General features: G+C 68.2%; 20 protein-coding genes. 10 read left to right on the top strand and 10 right to left on the bottom strand.

The genetic code is table 11. The features are described 5' to 3' along the window. Positions 1 to 224: 224 nt before the first annotated feature. Entirely contained in the window at positions 225 to 2,852 is a 2,628-nt protein-coding gene (locus ACZYZ5_RS05700) for an excinuclease ABC subunit UvrA (protein ID WP_463899914.1), read from the bottom strand. A 48-nt stretch (positions 2,853 to 2,900) separates the two neighbouring features. Here ACZYZ5_RS05700 and ACZYZ5_RS05695 point away from each other — a divergent pair, with 48 nt between their 5' ends. Together ACZYZ5_RS05695 and ACZYZ5_RS05690 are read left to right on the top strand one after the other, a co-directional pair. Further along, a complete protein-coding gene (locus ACZYZ5_RS05695) occupies positions 2,901 to 3,992 on the top strand; it encodes an adenosine deaminase (protein ID WP_463899913.1) in 1,092 nt (363 codons plus the stop codon). A 178-nt stretch (positions 3,993 to 4,170) separates the two neighbouring features. Beyond that, positions 4,171 to 5,904, top strand: a complete 1,734-nt coding sequence (locus ACZYZ5_RS05690) for a SulP family inorganic anion transporter (protein ID WP_463899911.1) — start codon at positions 4,171 to 4,173, stop codon at positions 5,902 to 5,904. 20 nt (positions 5,905 to 5,924) lie between these two features. Here the strand turns inward: ACZYZ5_RS05690 and ACZYZ5_RS05685 are convergent, their stop codons facing one another. After that, positions 5,925 to 6,539, bottom strand: a complete 615-nt coding sequence (locus tag ACZYZ5_RS05685) for a hypothetical protein (RefSeq protein ID WP_463899908.1) — start codon at positions 6,537 to 6,539, stop codon at positions 5,925 to 5,927. An 8-nt stretch (positions 6,540 to 6,547) separates the two neighbouring features. Next, on the bottom strand, positions 6,548 to 7,381 hold the full coding sequence (locus tag ACZYZ5_RS05680; RefSeq protein ID WP_463899906.1) for a CPBP family intramembrane glutamic endopeptidase: 834 nt from the start codon (positions 7,379 to 7,381) through the stop codon (positions 6,548 to 6,550). 264 nt (positions 7,382 to 7,645) lie between these two features. Between ACZYZ5_RS05680 and ACZYZ5_RS05675 the strand changes: the two genes are divergently transcribed. Then, positions 7,646 to 8,614, top strand: a complete 969-nt coding sequence (locus ACZYZ5_RS05675; protein WP_463899905.1) for a pullulanase X25 domain-containing protein — start codon at positions 7,646 to 7,648, stop codon at positions 8,612 to 8,614. 191 nt (positions 8,615 to 8,805) lie between these two features. Then, positions 8,806 to 9,600, top strand: a complete 795-nt coding sequence (locus tag ACZYZ5_RS05670) for an alpha/beta fold hydrolase (RefSeq protein WP_463899903.1) — start codon at positions 8,806 to 8,808, stop codon at positions 9,598 to 9,600. Positions 9,601 to 9,867: 267 nt separating this feature from the next. Here the strand turns inward: ACZYZ5_RS05670 and ACZYZ5_RS05665 are convergent, their stop codons facing one another. Both ACZYZ5_RS05665 and ACZYZ5_RS05660 read right to left on the bottom strand, forming a co-directional pair. Beyond that, positions 9,868 to 11,652, bottom strand: coding sequence for a glycoside hydrolase family 13 protein (locus ACZYZ5_RS05665; RefSeq protein ID WP_463899901.1), 1,785 nt, complete (start codon positions 11,650 to 11,652; stop codon positions 9,868 to 9,870). 126 nt (positions 11,653 to 11,778) lie between these two features. After that, positions 11,779 to 13,050 (bottom strand): mechanosensitive ion channel family protein, encoded by a 1,272-nt coding sequence (locus tag ACZYZ5_RS05660; RefSeq protein WP_463899900.1) that lies wholly within the window; start codon positions 13,048 to 13,050, stop codon positions 11,779 to 11,781. 188 nt (positions 13,051 to 13,238) lie between these two features. Here ACZYZ5_RS05660 and ACZYZ5_RS05655 point away from each other — a divergent pair, with 188 nt between their 5' ends. From ACZYZ5_RS05655 to ACZYZ5_RS05645, 3 genes are read left to right on the top strand one after another with little or no spacing between them, the layout of a single operon-like run. Next, positions 13,239 to 13,982, top strand: a complete 744-nt coding sequence (locus ACZYZ5_RS05655; protein ID WP_463899899.1) for a hypothetical protein — start codon at positions 13,239 to 13,241, stop codon at positions 13,980 to 13,982. A gap of 1 nt (position 13,983) precedes the next feature. Continuing rightward, positions 13,984 to 14,790, top strand: a complete 807-nt coding sequence (locus ACZYZ5_RS05650; protein ID WP_463899897.1) for a hypothetical protein — start codon at positions 13,984 to 13,986, stop codon at positions 14,788 to 14,790. A 20-nt stretch (positions 14,791 to 14,810) separates the two neighbouring features. Beyond that, entirely contained in the window at positions 14,811 to 15,833 is a 1,023-nt protein-coding gene (locus ACZYZ5_RS05645; protein ID WP_463899896.1) for an alpha/beta fold hydrolase, read from the top strand. Positions 15,834 to 15,845: 12 nt separating this feature from the next. Here ACZYZ5_RS05645 and ACZYZ5_RS05640 read toward each other — a convergent pair whose 3' ends face one another. From ACZYZ5_RS05640 to ACZYZ5_RS05630, 3 genes are read right to left on the bottom strand one after another with little or no spacing between them, the layout of a single operon-like run. Beyond that, positions 15,846 to 17,108 carry an ABC transporter permease gene (locus tag ACZYZ5_RS05640; RefSeq protein ID WP_463899895.1) on the bottom strand — a complete coding sequence of 421 codons (1,263 nt, stop codon included), beginning with the start codon at positions 17,106 to 17,108 and terminating at the stop codon, positions 15,846 to 15,848. 4 nt (positions 17,109 to 17,112) lie between these two features. Next, positions 17,113 to 18,069, bottom strand: coding sequence for an ABC transporter ATP-binding protein (locus ACZYZ5_RS05635; protein WP_463899894.1), 957 nt, complete (start codon positions 18,067 to 18,069; stop codon positions 17,113 to 17,115). A gap of 54 nt (positions 18,070 to 18,123) precedes the next feature. After that, positions 18,124 to 18,387 (bottom strand): YegP family protein, encoded by a 264-nt coding sequence (locus tag ACZYZ5_RS05630; protein WP_463899892.1) that lies wholly within the window; start codon positions 18,385 to 18,387, stop codon positions 18,124 to 18,126. A 202-nt stretch (positions 18,388 to 18,589) separates the two neighbouring features. Here ACZYZ5_RS05630 and ACZYZ5_RS05625 point away from each other — a divergent pair, with 202 nt between their 5' ends. Beyond that, positions 18,590 to 18,895 (top strand): acylphosphatase, encoded by a 306-nt coding sequence (locus ACZYZ5_RS05625; protein WP_463899891.1) that lies wholly within the window; start codon positions 18,590 to 18,592, stop codon positions 18,893 to 18,895. 101 nt (positions 18,896 to 18,996) lie between these two features. Here ACZYZ5_RS05625 and ACZYZ5_RS05620 read toward each other — a convergent pair whose 3' ends face one another. After that, entirely contained in the window at positions 18,997 to 19,119 is a 123-nt protein-coding gene (locus ACZYZ5_RS05620; RefSeq protein ID WP_463899889.1) for a hypothetical protein, read from the bottom strand. A 140-nt stretch (positions 19,120 to 19,259) separates the two neighbouring features. On the opposite strand from ACZYZ5_RS05620, the gene ACZYZ5_RS05615 reads away from it, so the two are divergent. Together ACZYZ5_RS05615 and ACZYZ5_RS05610 are read left to right on the top strand one after the other, a co-directional pair. Next, positions 19,260 to 19,595 carry a cupin domain-containing protein gene (locus tag ACZYZ5_RS05615; protein WP_463899887.1) on the top strand — a complete coding sequence of 112 codons (336 nt, stop codon included), beginning with the start codon at positions 19,260 to 19,262 and terminating at the stop codon, positions 19,593 to 19,595. Positions 19,596 to 19,665: 70 nt separating this feature from the next. Then, the gene (locus ACZYZ5_RS05610) at positions 19,666 to 21,006 is read left to right on the top strand and encodes a diacylglycerol/lipid kinase family protein (protein WP_463899885.1); all 1,341 of its coding nucleotides are present in this window, start codon (positions 19,666 to 19,668) and stop codon (positions 21,004 to 21,006) included. Between the two features lie 32 nt (positions 21,007 to 21,038). On the opposite strand, the gene ACZYZ5_RS05605 is transcribed toward ACZYZ5_RS05610, so the two are convergent. Further along, complete coding sequence (locus ACZYZ5_RS05605) at positions 21,039 to 22,577, bottom strand: PucR family transcriptional regulator (protein ID WP_463899884.1); 1,539 nt, start codon at positions 22,575 to 22,577, stop codon at positions 21,039 to 21,041. Positions 22,578 to 22,724: the final 147 nt, after the last annotated feature.

The following is a 22,724-nucleotide window of genomic DNA, read 5'->3' as shown; positions in this document are numbered from 1 at the left end:
CCCCGGACGTTATCGCACTACTGCCCGCCCCTGACAAATAGAGGTCGTAGCGGTGTCTACCGGTCGGGCAGTATCTGGTGGTGGCAGCACCGGGCATTCATGCCCGGCGTCCGGGCATGACAACTAGGGTAATTCAGAGTTCCGCCGTTATCAAGCCGTTACTTCAGCGACCTCGGGGTGCGCGGGGATACGGGCGGGGCGATCTCCCGGCACCCGGCGTGCCGTCAGCCGCCGAGCACCGCGGCCAGATACGGCGCCGTCCGGCTCTTTTTGGACCGGGCAACGACGGCGGGCGTCCCCACCGCGATGATCTTGCCGCCGGCGTCACCACCGGCCGGGCCAAGGTCGATTACCCAGTCGGCGGCGGCCACCACGTCCATCTCGTGCTCCACCACGATCACGGTGTTGCCGGCGTCGACCAGCCGGTGCAGCTGCGCCATGAGGAGTTCGACGTCGGCCGGGTGCAGCCCGGTGGTGGGCTCGTCCAGCAGGTAGAGCGAGTGCCCGCGCTGGGCGCGCTGCAGTTCCGTGGCGAGCTTGATGCGCTGGGCTTCGCCGCCGGAGAGTTCGGTGGCGGGCTGGCCGAGCCGGAGGTAGCCCAGTCCCACCTCGCGGAGCGTCTGCAGGCTGCGGGCGGCGGCGGGGACAGCGTCCAGGAACTCCGCTGCGGCGTTGACTGTCATGCCCAGGACCTCTGCCACGTTCTTGCCGCGGTAGGTGACCTCGAGGGTTTCCGGATTGTAGCGGGAGCCGTGGCATTCCGGGCAGGGGCCGTAGCTGCCGGGCAGGAACAGCAGTTCGACGGCAACGAAGCCCTCGCCCTGGCACGTCTCGCAACGGCCGCCGGCGACGTTGAAGGAGAAGCGGCCGGCGCCGAAACCGCGGGCCCGGGCCTCCTCGGTGACCGCGAACTCCTTGCGGACGGCGTCGAAGAGTCCCGTGTACGTGGCGAGGTTGGAGCGCGGCGTGCGGCCGATCGGCTTCTGGTCCACCTTGACCAGGCGGTCTAGCTGGTCCAGTCCGGAGACCGGGCCGACGCTGAGCGTCCCGGCGGACTCGGTATCCGCGGACTCGAGGTCCTCGGTGGCCTTTGCGGCGGCGTCCGCCTCCGGATGCAGCCGGGCGCCGACCACTTCGGCGAGGACCTGGCTGACCAGCGTCGACTTGCCGGAGCCCGAGACGCCGGTGACCGCGGTCAGCACCCCGAGCGGGAAGTCGGCGTCGAGTGCGCGCAGGTTGTGGCGGGTGATGTCGCGCAGCTCCAGCCAGCCGGCAGCGTCCCGGCGGGCTGCTTCCCGCCGTGCGCCGGCGGCGGGGGAACCGCCGTCGTCCGCTGTTTTCGACCCGTCCGCTGTCCCGGTGCCGTCGACCGACCCTGCCCCGTTGGGGAACAGGAACGGCCGGGTCACGGACGACTCCACCTCGGCGAGCCCGGCGACCGGACCGCTGTAGAGCACTTCGCCGCCGCCCTCGCCGGCGCGCGGGCCGACGTCGACCAGCCAGTCCGCGCGGCGGACGATGTCCATGTTGTGTTCCACCACGAACACCGAGTTGCCGGAAGACTTGAGCTGGTCCAGGACCGCGAGGAGGGGCTCGGCGTCGGCCGGGTGCAGGCCGGCGGAAGGCTCGTCGAGCACGTAAATCACGCCGAAGAGGCCGGAACGCAGTTGGGTGGCGATCCGCAGCCGCTGCATCTCGCCGGGGGAGAGCGTCGGGGTGGACCGGCCCAGCGCGAGGTAGCCCAGGCCGAGGTCCAGCAGCACCGTGACGCGTTGCAGCAGGTCCCGGGTGATCGCGACCGCCACCTCATTGGATTCGCCGGAGCTCTGCTTGCGGGAGGCGGTCCCGGCCTCCGTGAGTTCGGTGGTGGGGCGGATGATCCCGGCCAGCTCGCTCATGGGTAAGGCGTTGAGCTCGGCGATGGTGCGGCCGGCGAACGTCACGGCCAGGGCGGCCGGCGTCAGGCCGGCGCCGCCGCAGACCGGGCAGGGGCCGGTTTCCATAAAGCGCAGCACCTTCTCGCGCATCGTGGTGCTCTTGGAATCGGCGAGGGTGTGCAGCACGTAGCTCCTGGCGCTCCAGAAGCGGCCCTTGTAGGGCTTCGCGACCCGGTCGCGCTGGGGCGTCACCTCCACCACGGGTTGTTCCTCGGTGAAGAGGATCCAGTCGCGGTCCTTCCGGGGCAGCTTCCGCCAGGGGGTATCGACGTCGTAGCCCAGATGCGTGAGGATGTCGCGCAGGTTCTTGCCCTGCCAGGCGCCGGGCCAGGCGGCGATCGCGCCGTCGCGGATGCTCAGTGCGGTGTCCGGGACCAGCGAGGACTCGGTGACGGTGTGCGCGATGCCGAGGCCATGGCACTCCGGGCACGCGCCCGCGGCGGTGTTGGGGGAGAAGGCGTCCGAATCGAGCTGGCTGGCCCCTTCCGGGTACGTGCCGGCGCGGGAGAAGAGCATCCGCAGCGAGTTGGAGAGGGTGGTGACCGTGCCGACCGTGGACCGGGAACTGGGCGTCCCGCGGCGCTGTTGGAGGGCGACGGCGGGCGGCAGCCCCGAGATCATTTCGACCTTGGGGTTGTGGCCCTGCTGGATCAGCCGCCGGGCGTAGGGTGCCACGGACTCGAAGTAGCGGCGCTGGGCCTCGGCGTAGATGGTCCCGAAGGCCAGTGAGGACTTGCCGGAGCCGGACACCCCGGTGAACGCGACGATCGCGTCGCGGGGCACGTCCACGTCCACGTTCCGCAGGTTGTTCTCCCGGGCACCGCGCACCCGGACAAAGCCGTCCATGGGACGGTCGGCGCCCAGCCCCGGAAGGGCCGGGCCGGAAGGATGGGAAGCATGCTGAGCACTGTGCATCCGATCGACTCTATCGGTGTCTGCTGCCCGCGGGCATATCCTTACCGAATGGAAACTAACGACGGCGTCGCTGCCACCGGGGACGCTGCACCGGACAGCCCCGTACCTCCCACCCCCGAGAGTCCCGCCTTCGCCGAGGTTCCGGAGGAGGTGCACGGTCCGCTGCCGGTCGCTGAGCTCCATCTGCACATCGAGGGAACCCTCGAGCCCGGGCTGATCTTCGCCCTGGCGGAACGCAACGGCATCCAGCTGCCGTACGCGGACCTGGACGAGCTGCGTTCGCGCTATGAGTTCACGGACCTGCAGTCGTTCCTGGACCTCTACTACGCCAACATGGCGGTGCTGCGGACCGAGCAGGACTTCGCGGACATGACCCGGGCGTACCTGGCCCGGGCTGCGCTCGCCGGCGTCCGGCATGCCGAGATCATGCTGGATCCGCAGGCACACCTTTCCCGCGGGGTGGCCCTGGAGACCTGCGTGAACGGCGTGGCATCCGTGCTGGCCGATTCGGAGCAGGAGTTCGGGATCTCCACCCTGCTCATCGCCGCGTTCCTGCGCGACCTCTCCGAGGACGCCGCCCTGGAGGTGCTGGAGCAGCTGCTCGCCATGAACGCACCGATCGCGGGCATCGGCCTCGACTCGGCCGAGGTGGGCAACCCGCCGGCAAAATTCGAACGGCTCTTCGCCCGGGCCAAGGACGCCGGGCTGCGCCGGACCGCGCACGCTGGCGAGGAGGGCCCGCCGTCGTACATCATGGATGCGCTGGACATCCTGGACGTCGAACGGATCGACCACGGGATCCGCTGCATGGAGGACCCGGACCTGGTGGAACGGCTGGTGAACGAGCTCAAGCCGCTGACCGTGTGCCCGCTGTCCAACGTCCGGCTCCGCGCGGTGGACACCCTGAAGGAGCACCCGCTGCCGGCAATGCTCGCCGCGGGGCTGAACGTAAGCGTGAATTCGGATGACCCGGCGTATTTCGGCGGGTACGTGGACGACAACTTTGCCCAGCTGAAATCGGTGATTGGCCTGTCCGAGTTCGACTGTGTGCGGATGGCGGCCAACTCGATCCGTTCGTCGTTCGCGAGCGAGGAACGCAAGACGGAACTGCTGGCCGAACTGGCCGCGTCCGGGCACTAACCCTCCCGTTGCCCTATCACTCCTGGTTGCCAAAACCGGCGGATGGGGGCCAAAACTGATAGGGCAACGCAGCTGACGGCGGTCCTGGCACCGCACGCACGGACGTCGGCGCGTCCGCTGCCCCGGATCACCCCCGGCGGAGGATGCACCGGGCGCCAGTGCCCGGCAGAGTGCTCCTATGACGACGACCGGACAACGGCGGAGCGGCTGGCTGCGCCAGGTGATGCCAGGGCTCGACGTCGCCGCGACGTACCAGAAGAGCTGGTTCGGCAAGGACATCGTCGCCGGAATTGTCCTGGCGACGCTGCTCGTTCCGCAGGGCATGGCCTACGCGGAGCTGGCCGGGTTGCCACCGATCACCGGGCTGTACACCACCGTGCTCTGCCTGTTCGCCTATGCGGTGTTCGGCCCGTCCCGCATTCTGGTGCTGGGGCCGGACTCCTCGCTCGGCCCGATGATCGCGGCGACCGTCCTGCCGCTGGTCGCATCCGACGGGGACCCGCAGAAAGCGGTGGCCCTCGCGTCCATGCTCGCGCTGATGGTCGGTGTCATCATGGTCCTCGCGTCCGTCGCGAAACTCGGCTTCATCGCGGACCTCATCTCCAAGCCCACGATGATCGGCTACATGAACGGCCTCGCGATCACCATCCTGGTGGGCCAACTCCCGAAGCTCTTCGGATTCAAGGTGGACAGCGAGGGCTTCATCGGAGACCTCACCGGCTTCGTCCAGGGCGTCGCCACCGGCCAGACGGTGGTGGCCGCGGCGGCCGTCGGTATTGCCGGAATTGTGCTGATCCTGGCGCTGCAGCGCTGGCTGCCCAAGGTCCCGTCGGTGCTCGTCATGGTGGTGCTCGCGATCGGGGCGACGACGCTCTTCGGCCTCGCCGACCGGGGCGTCTCGCTCGTCGGGGAACTCCCGCAGGGCTTCCCGCCGTTCACCATCCCCTATGTGGAGTTCTCGGATATCGCCCTGATGTTCGCCGGCGCGCTGGGGATTGCGCTGGTGTCGTTGACTGACACGATCTCGACGGCGTCGGCGTTCGCCGCGCGCTCCGGTGATGAGGTCCGTGGCAACCAGGAAATGATCGGCATCGGGGCGGCGAACCTCGCTGCCGGCCTGTTCCAGGGTTTCCCGGTGAGCACCAGTGGGTCCCGGACCGCGGTCGCGGAACGATCCGGCTCGAAGACCCAGCTCACCGGCCTGACCGGTGCCGTGCTGATTCTCCTCATGCTCGTGCTGCTGCCGGGGCTGTTCCGGAACCTGCCCCAGCCGGCATTGGCGGCCATCGTGATCACCGCATCAATATCCCTCGCCGACATCCCGGGCACAATTCGTCTCTGGCACCAGCGCAAAACCGAATTCAATCTCTCGCTCGCGGCCTTCCTCGGGGTGACGTTGTGGGGGGTTCTGCCCGGCATCGGCATCGCCGTGGGCCTGTCCATCCTCAACATCTTCCGCCGGGCCTGGTGGCCCTACGAGACGGTGATCGGACGCGTGCCGGGAGTCGAGGGATTCCACGATGTGCATTTCCACCCGGACGCGCAGCACCTGCCCGGGCTGGTGATCTACCGCTTCGACGCGCCGTTGTTCTTCGCCAACGTCCGGCCGTTCCGCGAGAACATCCGGCGGCTGGCCCGCACCGAACCCAAACCGCGGTGGATCATCATCGCGGCCGAACCCATTACCGACGTCGACACGACCGCCGCGGATGTGCTGCTCGAACTGGACGTGGAGCTGAATGCGCAGGGCACCTCGCTGGTGTTCGCGGAGCTCAAGCACGGAGTCCGGGAGAAGATCGAACGCTACGAACTGACCCGCACCATCGATCCGCGCCACTTCTACCGCACCGTCGACGCCGCCGTGGCAGCCTACATGGCCGAGACCGGCGCCCAATGGAGTACTGGGGAGTAGCCGGGTCGGCGTCGAGTTCGTCAGGGGCGGGGCACCTGTTGCCCTGCCGGAGGGCGCGGGGAACGGGTGATCCACCAGCCCAGCGCCGCCATGGCCAGGCCGATCGGAATCCCGTACGGCGGCAGGCCCGCGTTGTAGCCCAGGAACCCGGCCACAACGAACGCCGCAGCAGCCCAGGCCGGGAGCATGCCCGCCCGCCAGCCTGCGATGCCAAAGATGATCCAGCCCAACGCGAACAGGACGTAGCTGGACAGCCCGCCGACTGCCAGCATCCCTGACCCTCCCGCCAGGATGGCCTGAGGCGCCGTGTCGGCGATCCAGGGCCCGGCGAATCCGTCGAACCACATGTTCCCTGCCATGTCCATGGTGCCGACCAGGGCGGCGCAGAAGGCGAAGACACCCAGCCCACCGGCGCCCTCCGCACTCCTGAAATAGACGGCCACGAGCGCCAGGACCAGCCCGACAAACGCAACAAAGTAGAGCGCGTTGGTGACGATAAACGGGATCTGGCGCATCATGGCAATCCGGTCGAGGCTCCTGTCGGCCGCGAGCAGGCGGGCCAAGTCCACGGCGGCAAAGCTGAGACCGGCAACCAAGGCGATGGGCCCGGCTGCGTTGGTGAGCGGTGATGACACGATTCCTCCTAGGCCGCGGGGCGGGGGACAGCGGTGCCGGAATGTCCGGGCCCGGCGTCGACGGCGGACGCGGGAGCCGCACGCCAGGCGTTCCGGTCGATGAGAACTGTGGCCAGGGCCGCGATGACAAGCACCACAAAATAGATGAACTCGGCGCGGCTGGCATCGGCGCCCGAGAATCCGAAGGACCCCACCGTGAACGTGCCCTGACTGTTGTGGAAGAGAAGAGTCAGCAGCACGCTGCCGCCGCTGCGGTTGAACAGCCACACATAGAGAAAGGTGATCACGAAGGTCGAGGGCAGCCCGATCAAGCTGAGGCTCCCGAAGAGGACCAGCGGCAGATGCCACAGGGACACGATGACACCAAGGACCGCAGCGGCCCGCAGCGGCGTGCGCTGTGCCTGGAGCAGCGGGAGGGCGTACCCCCGGAAGCCGGGCTCCTCACCCAGCGGGCCGTCCAGCGGATTGACCAGGCGCACGGCGAAGACCGCCAGGAGGCCGGACCACGTCACTTCCGCCAGACCAGGCGCCGCGGCGCCGAGCGCCATGTTGGTGAGGCCGGTAAGAAGTGCCATCAACGCCGGGAGGAAAAGCGCCACGGCGTACCAGACCCAGCCCACCTGCCAGCGGATCAGCCGCCGGCCCCACACCCTGAAGCCGGGCCCGCCTTCTGCCAACGCAATGACGATGACTGCCGCCACGAGCGGACCAATGGACAGGAACTCCATCTGAGGGATCAGTCCCGCGGCGTAGAGCGGCCACGAGGACCACGATATGGCGAAGGCCAGGACGACAAATGCCGAAAGACGATGGCGCTGCAGCCAGACCGTGAAACGGGGCATGACGGCTCCCGGGAATCAGGACGTAATACAAGCTCAGTGTGCGCCTGCGGGCGTCCCCAACGCCAGCGTCTTGTCCGTACGGAGGCGGTCAGGAGCCCACACGCCGGAAATACTACCCGCGAGTACGCCTGCCCTGACCCCTCGCGTCCGCCGCCATGGGGTGTAATAGTGGGTCACGACACACAGAGTTAACCGATCCGACTCGCGGAAACTCGACGATCCTTGGCAAAATGCAGGTGGATCAATTGCTTCTAAAGGAGACCCATGGGCGAGAACACTGCCGAAAACACCACCCGTCGACTGAAGGCCGTACTGGACGTGCTGGCAGAGGGGGTGTGGACGGGCGAGAAGCTGAACGCGGGAGCGGTGCTGGGCGAGGCAATCGCGCGCGTTCCGCTCAACGAATTCGAGCGTGAGCTGCTCAGCGGCGGAATTCCCCGCGGCCACAAGACCCTGACCACCGCCACCGCGAAGCTGGTCAAGGCAGGCTGGCTCGTCAAGGGCCGTGCAGGCTGGACCATCACCGAGGACGGCCAGCGCGCCACCGTCGCGTTCGCGGACCCCGACGCGTTCGCCGCAGCGCTCGACGCCGGAACTCCCGTTCCCGCCGACACGCCGCTTCCGTCGGCGCCCCCCGCCGGAACGCCGGTTCGGAGGGCGGCGGCTCCCACGACGGCTCCGAAGGCTGCCGCTCCGAAGGCCGCCAAGGTGGCCGAAAAGGTAGCCGGCAAGGCTGCCAAGCTGGTGGAAGAGGCTGTGGCCCCGGTGGCCAAGGCGGTCCGCAAGCGCAAGACAGCCGACCAGCCCGCTGAGGCACCCGCCTCGACCCAGGCTGCTGCGGCCCCGGCTGCTGCGGCCCCCGCCGCCGTCGGTAGTGCAGCCAGTGCGGCATCTCCCGCGGCCTCGGCACTCGCCACCAGCGTGCAGACCATCGAGCAGCCGGAGGCAGTCGCCGTCGCGGGTGACTTCAACATCCTGCTCGGCGCCCCCGCCAACTGGGCCCCGCAGTACGACGAGTCCCAAATGGAACTGGATCTCGTCGATCAGCTCTGGAAGCTCGCGGCCGATCTCCCGGCCGGCACGTACACCTTCAAGATCGCGCTCAACCGCTCCTGGGACGAGAATTTCGGTGCATTTGGTGCCTTCGACGGCGCCAACCACGAGGTGCACCATTCCGGCGGCCAGCTGGTCATCCACTACGACCACCGGACCCGCGACATCATCCTGCCGTAGCCAGCGACACGCAGTCTTCCTGCCGCGGCGCAAAAACCCTTCGATGCCTGAATGTAGGCGTCGAAGGGTTTTTTGCGTAGCGCGGGCGGCTTTGCGCGTCGTCGACCGCCGCTGCGGGCCGTCGTCGGGCGCCCGGAACCGCCGCCGTCCGGACCCTGCCCGGCAACCGCCGACCGGCCTAGCATTGGACTATGGAAACCGTCGAGGTTGATGGGCTGCGGATCGCGTACCAGCGCGCCGGCCAGGGACCGCCGCTGGTCCTGTTCCACGGCGTCGGGGAGGACAGCCGGATCTGGCGCCCGCAGCTGGAGGGACTCTCGGACGAGTTCACGGTGTTCGCCTGGGACGCTCCCGGGTGTGGCCAGTCGGACGACCCCGCACCGGATCTGTCCGCCGCGGAGCTCGGGGCCATTACCGCTGGCTTCCTGCGCGCGGCCGTCCCCGCGAAGCCACACGTCCTGGGGCTGTCCTGGGGTTCCATGGTGCTCTTGGAGCTGTACCGCGGAGATCCTGGGCTGCCCGCGTCCCTGGTGCTGGCCTCCGCCTCCGCCGGCTGGGCGGGATCGTTGCCGCCCGAGGAAGTGGAGCGGCGCTACGCCCAGGTGGAGGCCGAGATCGATCAGCCGCCGGAGAAGTTCATCGACGAATGGCTGCCCACACTGTTCAACGGCAAGGCCGATCCCGCCGTGGTGGCCGAAGCCAGCAGGATCATGGCAGACGTGCGACCGGCCGGGCTGCGGGCACTGCTCTCCGCCAGCGGCCGCGCGGACTACCGGCCCGTGCTGCCCACCATCAGCATTCCCACGCTCCTGATCTACGGGGCTGAAGACCAGCGGTCCCCGCTGCACGTCGCGCACGAACTGCACCGCCAGATTCCGGGTTCAAAACTTGCGGTGATTCCCGACGTCGGGCACGTGGCTCAGCTGGAAGCGCCCGGCGCCTTCAACACCGAAGTGCGGGCCTTCCTGAGAGGCATAGCCGGTTGAGCCGGCCCGCAGGGCCTGCCTAGAACCGCGTCGGATCCGGCCGTGGTGGCGGGAACGGGCCGGGGTCGGGAATCGGCAGCGGCCCCGGCGTGGGGAACGGCCCGGGGGTCGGTGCGGGACCCGGCTCCGGAATCGGCGCCGGCGGCGGGACCGGGCCGGGCTCCGGCGGAAACGGGTCTCCGGGCTGAGGCTCGGGCGTGGTCGGCCCCGGTTCCGGCGGAAACGGCTCAGGTTCGTGCGGCGGTGGAATGGTCATGCCAGGCTCCCTCACTCGTGGTGGATGATGTGTGCTGCCCCGGCGCGGAAGACCTTCAGCTCCCACGGCCGGAGATGCAGGCGGGGCACTGCCGCGGCGGCGGGGTAGTTGCCCAGGACCAGCTCCGCGCTGTCCCACACGACCGGAACGCCGGCGTCGTCGAGCGCCACCTCCTGGTCCTGGCCGGAAAAGTTGCCAAGCACCAGCAGCTTGGTCTCCGGCAGTGAACGGACGAAGGCGTAGACGTGTTCGTCCCGCGGGAGCAGCATGGTGAAGTCCCCGTGCGACACCACGGGCTCGCTGTGCCGCAACGCGATCACCGCCCGGTAGAAGCTGTACACCGAGTCCGGGTCGTCGACCTGCGCGGCGGCGTTGATGTGGTTGGCGTTCGGATTCACCGCAATCCAGGGGGAGCCGGTGGTGAAGCCGGCGTGCCGCGAGGCGTCCCACTGGACCGGGGTGCGCGCGTTGTCGCGGTTCAAGGGCGCCAACGCGGCGAGGACGTCGGCGTCGGTGTGGCCCAGGTGCGTGGTGGCCTCGCGGTGGTGGTTGAGGACCTCGATGTCCCGATAGTCGCTGATCGCCCCGAAGGTCATGTTGGTCATGCCGAGTTCTTCGCCCTGGTAGACGTAGGGTGTGCCGCGGTGCAGGTGCAGGACGCCGGCGAGCATCTTGGCGGAGACTTCGCGGTACTTGCCGTCGTCGCCGAAGCGCGACACCGCCCGGGCCTGGTCGTGGTTGCCCCAGTAGAGGCTGTTCCAGCCACGCTGCGCCAGGCCGGTCTGCCAGTGGCCCAGGGTCTTCTTGAGGTCCGTGAGCCTGAGTTTCTTGGGCCGCCACTTGTTGCCGTCCTCCTGGTCCAGGGCGACATGTTCGAACTGGAAGACCATGTCCACCTCGGCACGCTCCGGGTCGGTGAACAGGATGGCCTCGTCCACGGTGACGCCGGGCATCTCGCCGACGGTCAGCAGCGGGCCGGGGCGGCCGGCGAAGACCGCCCGGTGCATCTCTTGCAGGAATTCGTGGATCCGGGGCCCGCCGATGTAGAACGGGGTGCCGTCGCCGTAGAGCATTCCGGCGGCGATCGGCCCGTCCGGCAGGGCGGTGTCCTTGGAGATGAAGTTGATGACGTCCATCCGGAAGCCGTCCACACCCCGGTCCAGCCACCAGTTCATCATTTCGTAGACGGCCGCCCGGACCTCCGGGTTTTCCCAGTCCAGGTCCGGCTGCTTCCTGGAGAAGATGTGGAGGTAGTACTCGCCGGTGGCCTGGTCGAACTCCCAGGCCGGTCCGGAGAACGCCGAGCCCCAGTTGTTCGGCGCCGCGCCCGCGCTGCCGGCGGACCCGTCCGTGGACGTCTCCCGCGGCGGCCGCCACCAGTACCAGTCCCGCTTGGGATTGTCCTTCGAGGAGCGGGACTCCACGAACCAGGGGTGTTCGTCCGAGGTGTGGTTGACCACCAGGTCCATGACCAGCTTCATGCCCCGGGCGTGCAGCCCGTCCGTGAGTTCCCGCAGTTCCTCGAGCGTGCCGAAGATCGGGTCCACATTGCGGTAGTCGCTGATGTCATAGCCGTTGTCGTCCTGCGGGGAGGTGTAGATCGGGGACAGCCAGACGACGTCGACGCCGAGCCGGTGCAGGTAGTCCAGCTTGCTGATGATGCCCCGCAGGTCCCCGATGCCGTCCCCGTTGGAGTCGGCGAAGCTGCGCGGATAGATCTGATAGACGACGGCGCCCTGGAACCAGTCGCGGGCAGGAACCGCCACGGATTCTTCAGTCGGCTGTTCTACCGTCATGGGAACTCCTCAGCTGCTCCGGCAGCCAGCACCGACGCTGACTCACCAACGTCTGATTATTGAACAGTTCCCGCGGGCAGGGAAGAGCCCGCCGGTGCCATGTGGACGGCGCCGTCCCGGGCCGCCTTAGTTCTGCGAGGCGATGCTCTTGTCCCGGTCCTCGAACACTTCCTCCCCGGGTCCCGTGAAGGCGCGGGAGCGCTGGATGGCCTCGATGGAACCGGTGAACAGCTGGGAGTCGTGCGGATCGGCCGGGTGACGGCCGGGCTCGTCCGCGGCGGAAACTTTTCCCGGCTGCTTCACGGAAGTGCCGGACTCAGCGGAGGGACCGGGGGTGCCCGCCCCGAGCGAAGCGGCACCGAGCGATTCGAGCCGGACGTGGGGGAGCGCCGTCGGGTGTTCCTGCTGCAGGAACAGCACCAGCTCCTCGCGGATCAGGCAGCGCAGGTCAAAGAGCGTGGCGCTGTCCGCGGCGCTGACCAGGATGCGGACCCGGACGAAGCCGGCGGTGGCGTCGGTGATCTGCAGGATGCCCACGCGTTCGTCCCAGAGGTCGGTGCCGGCCAGGACCCGCTTGAGTTCGGCGCGCATTTCCTCGACCGGGGCACGCCAGTCGAGGTCGAACTCCACGGTGCCCATGACCTCGGACTGCCGCCGGGTCCAGTTCTCGAACGGGGTGGTGGTGAAGTAGGTGGAGGGAAGGATCATCCGCCGGTCGTCCCAGATGTGGACCACCACGTAGGTCAGGGTGATCTCCTCGATCCGGCCCCATTCCCTCTGCACCACCACAACGTCGTCCACCCGGATCGCGTCCGTGAAGGCGAGCTGGATGCCGGCGAAGACATTGACCAGGGAGGTCTGCGCCGCGAGTCCGGCGACGATCGAGATCACGCCGGCGGAGGCCAGCAGCCCGGCGCCGAGGGCCTGGATGGCCGGGAACGTCAGCATCGCGATGCCCAGCGCCACGATGACGATCAGGGCGACGCCGATCCGGCGGGCGAGGATGACCTGGGTGCGGAGCCGCCGGGCGCGGCGGTTGTCCGCGACGTCCACCCGGTAGCGGGTGAGCACCATGGTCTCGATGATGAGGAACACCGCGATGGCCAGCCACGCGAGCGACCCGATGAGCGCGATCTGCAGCGCGTGGTCCAGGTTGCGGCGCCATTCGGCGTCCGCTGTGGTGACGTTCACGGCGATCCGGACGCCGATCAGGCAGAGCGCGAGCCGCAACGGCAGGCGCGCCACCCGGGAGGTCTCGCGGAGCGCGGGCTGGTTGCGGTTGAGCCGGAGCACAATCCGGCGGACCAGCCAGGAAGCGAGGAGACCGCCGGCCACGGCGACGGCCACTGCGAGGATGGGGGCCAGAAACGGCATGGCGGGATCGAGGACGTCTTGCATTACTTAAGCTCTAGCAAGCTGCCGCGGGCATTTGAAATCTGCAGGGGGCAACGTGGGAAGCATCACGGCCGGGCTCCAGGGACCGATTTCCTGTGAAGGTCTGGCGCCAAGGGTCCTAAGGCCCTTGCTTCCTCGCGGAAAGACCAGAGAATTGTCCAACCACTTTGTTTTCCCAGGGGGAGGGTGCCATGCGCCGCGTCGCGTCGCTCGCCACAGCTTTGTCCGCTTTCTGCGCCGCTGCCGTCCTGGCAGGATGCGCGTCACCCGCCGCAGCCCCGGCCACCGATTCCCCGCAGGCAGAGACGAGCCCGGCCACGGCAAGTGCCACGCCGGCCACGGCCAGTGCCACGCCGGGTACGGCCAGCTCGCCCGCCGTCACGGTGCCGGCGGGCTGGAAGACATTCACGACGTCGGACGGCTCGCTCGCGTTCGACTACCCGGAGTCGTGGACCATCAAGGATCCGGCCGGCCAGCCCGCCGAGAGTGGCGTCTTTTTGGAGCTCGTGAGTGACTACGGCAAGACGATGGCGACCCTGCGGACCAACATGGTCACGGGCTCTGAGTGCACGGAGAAGTTCCCCTTCATGATGTACGACTCCGAGCCGGTCCCGGCGCTGGCCCAGGACGGGGTGGCGCCGCGGTTTATCTACGAGGGGCGGACCAACCCCGCGTCGAGTGATCCGGCGGAATCCCTGACCCTGGCCTACGGCATCACGTCCGGGCCGGAGCCCACCGGGGACACGGCCTGCCCGATCTTCCACTTCTTCACCTGGCCGCCCGGCGGCGCCATGTTTGGCGGAGTCTACGACCCGTTCGACACCACCCCGGGAAGTCCCACGCACGTGGATACCCCCGAGGTGTACATGGACACCGGCGAGTACAAGTACGTCAAGCAGGCAATCACGTCGCTGCGGCCGGCCGGAAAGCAATGACGTGAAGACGCCGGCGGTTTCACCCATCCTTGTCCCCGGCAGCACCGCAGGCACCACCGCTGCCGCCACGCTGTGCACCAGCCTGGCACTGGTCCTGCTGCTGACGTCCTGCGGCCTGTTTCCGGTCGAGGCCGAGGGTCCCGCCGTGTCGGCGAGCCAGTCCCAGGGCAGCAGCCCGGCTCCGTCCGCCGAGGCGCCGTCCGCCCCGGCGTCGGGGCCGCCGGCGTCGGAGGGGCCGACGTCGGGCTGGCAGACCTTCACCACGTCGGACGGGGGGCTGTCGTTCGACTACCCCGCGGGCTGGACGGTGAAGGACCCGGGCGGGGCGCTCGCCGGTGACTTCGTGGACGTGCTGAACGCCGGGGGGAAGCCGATGGCCGGCCTGCGCACCAACATCGTTACCGGGGCGGAATGCGTCGGCAAGACCCCGTACGAGGTCTACGATTCCGAGCCGATGGTCGCCCTCGCCGAGGGCGGCGGCGCGGACGGCGGTGTGCCCCGGTACGTGTTCGAGTCCCGGGGCGAGGACACTGATCCGGTGGCCACCCGGTCCACCATCGCTGCCTACGGCATCACCATGATCCCCGAAGAGCCCGGGGTCATGGCGTGCCCGATGTTCCACTTGTTCCTGTGGCCGCCGAGCGGCGCCTTCTTCGGCGGGACGTACAACCCGGAGCACAACGTGACGCCCGGGGACCCGGCGCTGCCGTACCTGGAGAAGGCCAGGCTGTACTCAACCACCCCGGAGTACCGGGACGTCCGGACAATGATTACGTCGCTGCGGCCCGGGGAAATGCCGGCGGGTTAACTGCCATTGAAAGGCGCGCCATGAGGATCAATCCTCGTCGCAAGGACGCTTCTCCGCCCACGCCCGCTGCCGCCAAGGATGCCGATTCCCTTCCCGGCCGGCGCCGGACGAGGCGCCGAAAAGGGCTGCGCATCCTCGCCATAGCGGCCCTGATCGCCGTCGGGCTGGGTCTGGTCTCGACCGGCGCCAACCTGCTGCTGGAGCGGCAGGAACGGGCCAGCATCACCCCCTATGGCGAACGGATTGAGATCGCCGGCGGAGCCGTCAATGTGTATCGGAGCGGCCAGGCCGGCCAGTCGATCGTGCTCCTCAGCGGCCTGGGGACGCCCGCACCGGCGCTCGACTTCGCGCCGCTGATCCGGGAGCTGAGTGATTACGACGTCACCGTCGTGGAGGGATTCGGCTACGGCTACAGCGACATGAGCGCCAGCGAACGGAGCAACAAGAACATCAGCACCGAACTCCACGAAGTGCTGGGAAAGCTCAACATCCCTCAGCCCTACGTCCTGGCCGGGCACTCAATCGCAGGCTTCTACATGCTGGACTACGCCAACCGCTACCCTGCGGAAGTCTCGGCCGTGATCGGGATCGACGTCACGGTGCCGAAGGCCACGAGCGGGCCGGTGGAGGTGCAGTCAGGAGGCGTCAATGTGTTGCGCCTGCTCGCCGTCACCGGAGTCGTCCGCGCCGCCCTCGTGGTGGCCCCGGTGCTTGGTGAACCGGACGGCGACGCCTACACACCGGAGGAACGTGAACGCATACGCCTGATGACGATCTGGAATTTTGGCAACCCGGCTGTTGCCGATGAGACGGCCCGGATCGGGAACAACGCCGCGGACCTGCGCGGACTCAGCTATCCCGACGGTCTGCCCGTGCTGGCTTTCGTCGCTGAGGACGGATCCCCGGAGGCAGCAGGCAAGGCTGAATCGCTGGAGAATGTCCAACGCCACAAAATTGTCCCGCTGGCCGGGGGCCACTACCTGCATTGGACCCAGTCCAAGGCGATGGCGGAGGAGATCAGGACCTTCCTCGCCACCCAGTAGCCGGAGCCCGCCTCAGCGGGCCGTCGTCGTCGGGGGCCTGTCAGCGGCGGGGCGCCGCGACCCGGCACGCAGCGCGGTCCGGACGTTCACCTTCGAGGTGTACGAGATCGAGCCGTACTGGAAGAGCCGCACGGCGAGGCGGAGCATCACCGCCGCGCCGGCGAACAGGATGGCGATCACAAGGCCGGCCTCGAGCAGGCCCAGGGAGCCGAAGGCGTTGCGCAGCAGAGCGGTCACCGGGGCGGAGAAGGGGAAGTAGGTGAAGACCTGCACAATCATGGACTGCGGATCGGAGACCACCAGGGACACAGCGTAGAACGGCACAAAGATCAGCGCCATCATGACGCCCATGAAGTTTCCGGCCTCCTTGGCGGTGGGCATCACGGCGCCGATGGCCACGAGGGTGGTGGTGAACAGGGCGAAACCGCCGACGAGGATCAGCAGGCCAACGGTCATCCGGACCGGGTCCAGCATCAGCGGGGGCAGATCCGGGGCCGTGAGGCTAAGCTCCTCGGGGAAGAACAGCCGGCCGATCAGGACGGGGGAGAGGAACACGAGCATCTGCACGAGGCCGATCGCGAACAGCGCGATGACCTTGCCCGTGATGAGCGTCGTCGGTTTGAGCGTGGTCAGGATCATTTCGGTGACGCGGTTTTCCTTCTCCTCGAGCGTGGAGTTGAGCATCTGCCCGGCCAGCAGCACGATCAGCCCGTAGAAGATGACCAGGAACACCATCGGCGGGATCACCGAGCCCAGGCCGCCGGATTCCTCGGTGCCGTCATACGTGACGGTCTCGATCTGCACCCGCCCCGCCGCAAGCGCGGACAGTTGCGGCGAACCGATCCGCTGTTCGACGGCGTGCGTCAGCATGGCCTGCGCGACGGCGGCATACTTGCCGTTCTCGAAGAGGCCCAGGTCCGCGCCGTAGACGCGTACGGGAGCCGACTCGGGCTGCGCCGGGTAGTCGAAGAACGCGTCGACGGCGCCGGACTGCACGGCGGTGATCCCGGCGTCGGGGGAGTCCGCGGCGGTGGCACCGAAGAACGCGGCGTCCTCGGCGGTGATCAGGCCCGAGGCGTCCGTGTAGGAGATGCTGAACTGGGCGCTTTTCTGCGCCGCGGCCGCGGTGTCCGTGGTGGTGTTGCTGAGGAAGATCAGCCCGAAGACCACGGCAATGATGAGCGGGACGGACAGGGTGCCGATCCAGAACCGGCCTTTGGTCACGGTCCGGATGAACTCGAAACTCAGTACCGTACCTAGATTGTGCTGCGCCACGGCACTACGCCCCGTCCCGGGCGGGGCCCGGTGCGGTGCCGGAGGTCCCTGCCGTGGCAGGGCTGTTCTGGTCGCCGTAGACCCGGATGAAGATGTCCTCCAGGGAGATCTTGGTGGTGGTGAAGCTCCTGACGGTCACGCCGGCGTCGATCAGGTCCTTGAGGATGACGGCTTCGTCGGTGGCATCGGTGATGGAGAGCTCGGAGTAGTTCGTTTCCTGCAGCACCGCGTCGTAGTGCGCCGAGGGCGGGATGGCGCCGGTGTGCCGGATCCGGATGATGCGGCCGCCGTATTTGTTCTGCACCTCGTCGATGGTCCCGTAGGCTTCCGCGGTGCCGTCCTTGAGCAGGATGACCCGGTCGCACAGCCGTTCGACTTCTTCCATCTGGTGGGTCACCATGACCACGGTGGCGCCGCCCTGCCTCTGCTCGGCGATGATGTCCATCAGCAGGCGCCGGTTGACGGGGTCGAAACCCTTCGTGGGTTCGTCCAGGATCAGCAGCTCGGGATTGTTCATGATGGTGACACCGAGCTGGACCTTTTGCTGCTGTCCGCTGGAGAGCTTGTCCAGCACGAAGTTCGCCCGGTCCGCCAGGGCCACCCGGGCCAGGTACTCGAGCGACCATTGCCTGGCGGTGCGCCGTCCCATCCCCTTGAGCCGGCCGAAGTAGGTCATGATGTCGATGACCTTTTCCTTCTTGTAGAGCCCGCGCTCTTCGGGAAGGTAGCCGAGCCGGTCGCCGTGCTCCGGTTTGAAGTCCCGGCCGTTGATGTGCAGGATCCCGGCGGTGGGCTCGTAGATGCCGAGCAGGGCCCGGATGGTGGTGGTCTTGCCGGAGCCGTTGCTGCCGAGGAAGCCGAAGGTCTCGCCGGCGTGCACGTCAAAGGACAGGTCGCGGACCACGGTGGTGTCGCCGAAGTCCATTCGGAAGCCGCTGATGTGGACCCGTGCTTCGTCCATTGCGGCTCCCGATGGTGCCGGGCTTGCCCGCCCGGGGTGTTGCCGATTCGCCGCCTAGACGGCGGGGATATGCCGGTGCCGGCGGTGGGCCGGTGTGGGCAGGCCGGCCCTGGTCTTGCCGGTGCCGCCCCAGGCGTTGGAGCGGACTTCCTTGATGAGTCCTGTGCCCGCGCATTCGCGGACCGCCATGATGCCGTCCGCGGCCGATTGCTTGTCCTCAAAAGCCTTGGAAATCGCCAGGACCGTTCCGTCGGCGCCGAGGAGCCGGAATCGGACGTTGGCCTCAGCGTCCGTGAAGATCTCGAATTGTCCTGCCATCTTGTGTGTCCTTTCGGGCAACGCAGCACGGCGGGAGGGTGGGGCACTTCCATGTGCCAAGCCGTTTTCTCGACTAGTCCCCGCAGCGCATCTGACCATCCTTCCGGCTCAGGACTGCGGAAGGTAAGGGGCAAAGGTCCCTATGTGGAAAGTGCACGATTCCCCTGGCGGTGGCCGCGGGGATGGGCGCTAGATTGGGTGCATGGCTGAGTTTCCGAGGGGCGATTCCGGTGAGTGGGTCCGGCTGACGGCGCGGGTGGACGGCGTGGTGCAGGCTGTTGGCTTCCGCTACTGGACGGTGCGCCAGGCGGACGAGCTGGGGCTGACCGGCACGGTCCGGAACAACACCGACGGTTCGGTGGGCATCGTGGCGGAGGGACCCCAGTCAGTGGTGCTGGAGTTCCGGCGCTGGCTGCGCTCGCCGGAAGCGCCGGGGCGGGTGGAGAACGTGGAGGAATGGGTCTCCCGGGCCACGGGGGCGTTCAGTAATTTCCGGGTGGTGTACTAGGCCCGGTGAAGCGGGCCAGAAACTCGAGCACTGCGGGGTGGGCCGGGTTGATGAGGTGACCGCCGGGGACCAAGACACTCTCGGCCGCGGTGAGCGGCCAGCTAGGCGGCCGGTTCCTCCCACGGCACCGCGGAGCTGGGCGTCCCGTGAGAACCGAGGACGGGCAGCCCTGCGCCGCGCTCTTCGGAGTACAGCTCGACGCCGTTGACGCTCACCCGGGGCATGGATTAAGCGTAGGACGGTCGCCGCGTGGGGTCGAGGCCGTGCCCCATGACCAGGCCGGGGCCCAGAGGAAAGGCGGGTCCAGGCGTGACCGGGGCTAAGGTCCCTCGGCAGCGGGCCCGTTTCTGAGTAGGGTGGCCCCATGCAGAAGATATCGCTCGATGCCCTCGCCCGTCAGCAGATGGCGGCTGCGGTGGCGGCACCCAGCGGGCGGGCTGCAGATACAGCGTTTGGCGGCCATGAGAAAACGCTCCGCCAGACAGTGATGGCGTTTCGGGCCGGGACGCAGTTGAGCGAGCACCAGAACCCCGGCGAAGCGACGGTGTTTGTGCTCCGCGGCTGCGTGCGGCTCCGCGCGGGCAATGAATCCTGGCAGGGCAAGACCGGGGACCTGCTGATCGTGCCGGACGGGCTGCACAGCCTGGAAGCGGAAGAGGACTCGGCGATCCTGATGACCGTCGCGAAAATCAAGACCTGACGGATGGGCCGCCGGCCGGGAGACCGGTCGAGCCGATCGGACGGGGCCGGAGTACCGCAAGGAGCTACAGATGGCTGGCGTTCCCTTCGAAGAGGTTCCACAGACCCGGCGGTGGTGGGCGCGGGCGGCCTATGTCGCGGTCTTCTGCGCGGCGCTGGTCCCGCTGGTGGCCGCTGGCCTGGCGGGCACTGTTGCCCTGCTGGTAACCGCTGCCGGCGGCCTCGTGGTGATGGTGGCTGGGATCTACTGGTTCCTCGTCAGCCGCGGTGCCCTGCGCTGGTGTGCGCTGGCGCTGGCGGTGCTCGCCCCGCTGGTGGTTCTCTTCCTCTACATTCAAGCGGGCCTGCTGTTGGAGGTCATGATCACCGTGGGGCTGGTGTTTGTGGCGCTGGTCTGCGCCCGCGCGGCCCTCCGCGAGCGCCGGGCAGGGTCAAAGATGACCGAGTACCCTGCCCCCACCACGCGGCATCCCTTCGTGGTGATGAACCCGCGGTCTGGCGGCGGCAAGGTGGTGAAGTTCGAGCTGCAGCGGAAGGCGGAGGAGCTCGGGGCCGAGGTGGCGCTGCTGGAGGGTCCGGGCAAGGTGGATGTCGCGGCCCTGGCCCGGGATGCCGTGGCGCGGGGAGCCGACCTGCTCGGCGTCGCGGGCGGTGACGGAACCCAGGCGCTGGTGGCCGGCATCGCGGCCGAGCACAACCTTCCGTTCCTGGTGATCAGCGCCGGCACCCGCAACCATTTCGCCCTGGATCTCGGCCTGGACCGAGAGGACCCCACAGGCTGCCTGGATGCCCTCCGTGACGGGGTGGAGCTGCACGTCGACCTGGGCAAGATCAACGGCCGCACCTTCGTCAACAATTCCTCCTTCGGTGTCTACGCCGAGGTGGTGCAGAGCCCGGAGTACCGCGATGACAAGGCCGGCACCGTGCTGCAGATGCTCCCGGACCTGATCAAGGGCGCCAAGGGCGCGCGGCTGCACGCCGATATTGGCGGCACCTCCGTGGACGGGCCGCAGGCGGTGCTGGTGAGCAATGGCCCGTACGGCAGCCACGACCTCGCCGGCCTGGGCCGCCGCACCCGGCTTGACCGGGGCGTGCTGGGGGCGGTGGCGCTCTCCGCCTCGACCACCCGTGAGGCTGTCGGCCTGCTGCGGCGGGCCACCAAGCGCGGCCTGATCCAGCGCACCGCGGTGGAGGTGGTGGTCGACGCCGATGTGCCCGAGATTCCGGTCGGTGTGGACGGCGAGGCGCTGCTGATTCCCACGCCGGTGCGGTGCACCATCGAACCTGGCGCCCTGCGGGTCGTGGTTCCGCGGAAGCGTCCGGGTGTCCCGCCTGCCCAGCCGGCTTTGGACCTGGTCCGGCTCCGGGAGCTGGCGTGGGGGCATCCGGCGGCGGAGCACGTCGCGGCTTAGGGGCCACACAGCCGGCGGATCACGCGGAAGGCCTAGTTGCGCCTCGCCCAGAGTTGCAGCCAGATCAGCAGGCGCGTCTCGGGATCGTCCAGGTCAATGCCGAAGAGGGGCTCCACACGGGACAAGCGGTAGCGGACCGTGTTGACGTGCACGTCCAGGGATTTGGCGGCTTCCACGGCGTTACCGCTGCAGCTCAGGTAGGCGTAGATGGTTTCTTCGAACGACTTCTTCTGGTGTTCGTCATACTCGGCGATCCGGAGGGCGTGGGCGCCGGGCAGCTGTCCGGACGCCGTCAACGACGTCACCATCTGGCGCAAATGGAGGCTGGCGCCGAGGGATTCGTCGTCGGCGACGACGTCATCGGAATCGGCCGCTATGCGTCCCTCGGCAACGCTCCGCACCAGCTCGGACAGGACCAGTTCGGCGTTGACCCGGGATTCCTCGAGCCGGTCGATCGTGGCCGCCACACCCAGTGCGGCCAGCACCGGCCGGGAGAGCAGACGCCGCGCATTCTGCACAATCTTCAGAATCGCGCCGCGCTGAAACTGCCGGGACGATCCCGCGGTCTGCGGCAGGACGATGTAGACGACGTCGTCCGAGAACCCACAGACGGCCGATGGCAGCCGGATGGCGCAGGCGGTCCGGATGGCATCAAAGAGCCGCAGGCGGGATTGCAGGGTTTCGGACGCCATGGCATCCGACGGCCAGATGCCCAGGGCCGCAACGCGGATCGAGGACGCCGATATTCCGAGCCGGATGGCGGCGAGTTCGGCGCGCTGCGGCTCGAACAGCAACGGCTGGACCAGATCGATCTGGCGGGTGAGGTTCGAGACGTAGGTGGTGCGCTTGTGCAGGATGTGGAGTGCCGCAACATTGGCGGCGTCCCGGAGGATCCGGTTCGTGTCCTCGTTGTGGTGTTCCGCCCGTTCGAGCAGCCAGAGCGAGCCGAGGACGGCGTCACCGGCCCGGATGGATACGGCCGTGCGCCGGAGCAGGGGATCCGCCGTCGCCACCTGCAGCACACCGGTGGCGGCATGGACGCGGCGGTAGTCCTTGTCCGTTTCCACCGAAGGCGGTACTTGCAGCCGCAGAATGGAGCTCCTGCGTGTCTCGTCGATGGGCTGGTCCGGGAGCGTTGAATACGCCAGGACCGTCTGGTCGGGAGCGGCGATCGCAACGGCGCCGCCGGCCTGGGCGGCCACGGTGTTGGCGAGATCGAACAGATCCCCCGGACGGATGTCCACCAGCGTGCGGCCCGATTGCCGGTGCGGGACGACGGCGGCGTCCATGATCTCCGCGATCTGGTTCCACGGGACCGAGTCTGAGGCCCGGAAGAGGGCGATCCCCGCTTCCCGGGCTGCCGCCCGCAACGCCTTGTCCGGGCTGCCGTTGGACTTGTAGACAACGGCCACGTATCCGGCATCGCCGAGCTCCCGGACCTTGGCGCCGAGACGCTTCCCCGACAGAGACAAGCCGATGGCCAACGCAACGGCACCGGGGAACCTGGCCGGCAGGGCCGTCGAATCATAAAGCACAGCGCCCGCGACGATCTGCTGGTCATCTGCCGGCATCTGGATCAGGCTGACAATTTCCGACCCTGCCGAGCGGGCGACGTCGGCGAGGGTAGGCAGCGGGTGCCTCGCCGCCGGGGGAGCCGCCGTCGCCGATTTACCAATGTCCGCTGTCTGGTAGTTGCTGCTAATGACAAGCCCCTTAAT

This window comes from Pseudarthrobacter ribosi (assembly GCF_055412865.1).
The sequence above is the reverse complement of the archived record's forward strand: the minus strand, read 5'-3'. Positions and strand labels throughout refer to the sequence as shown.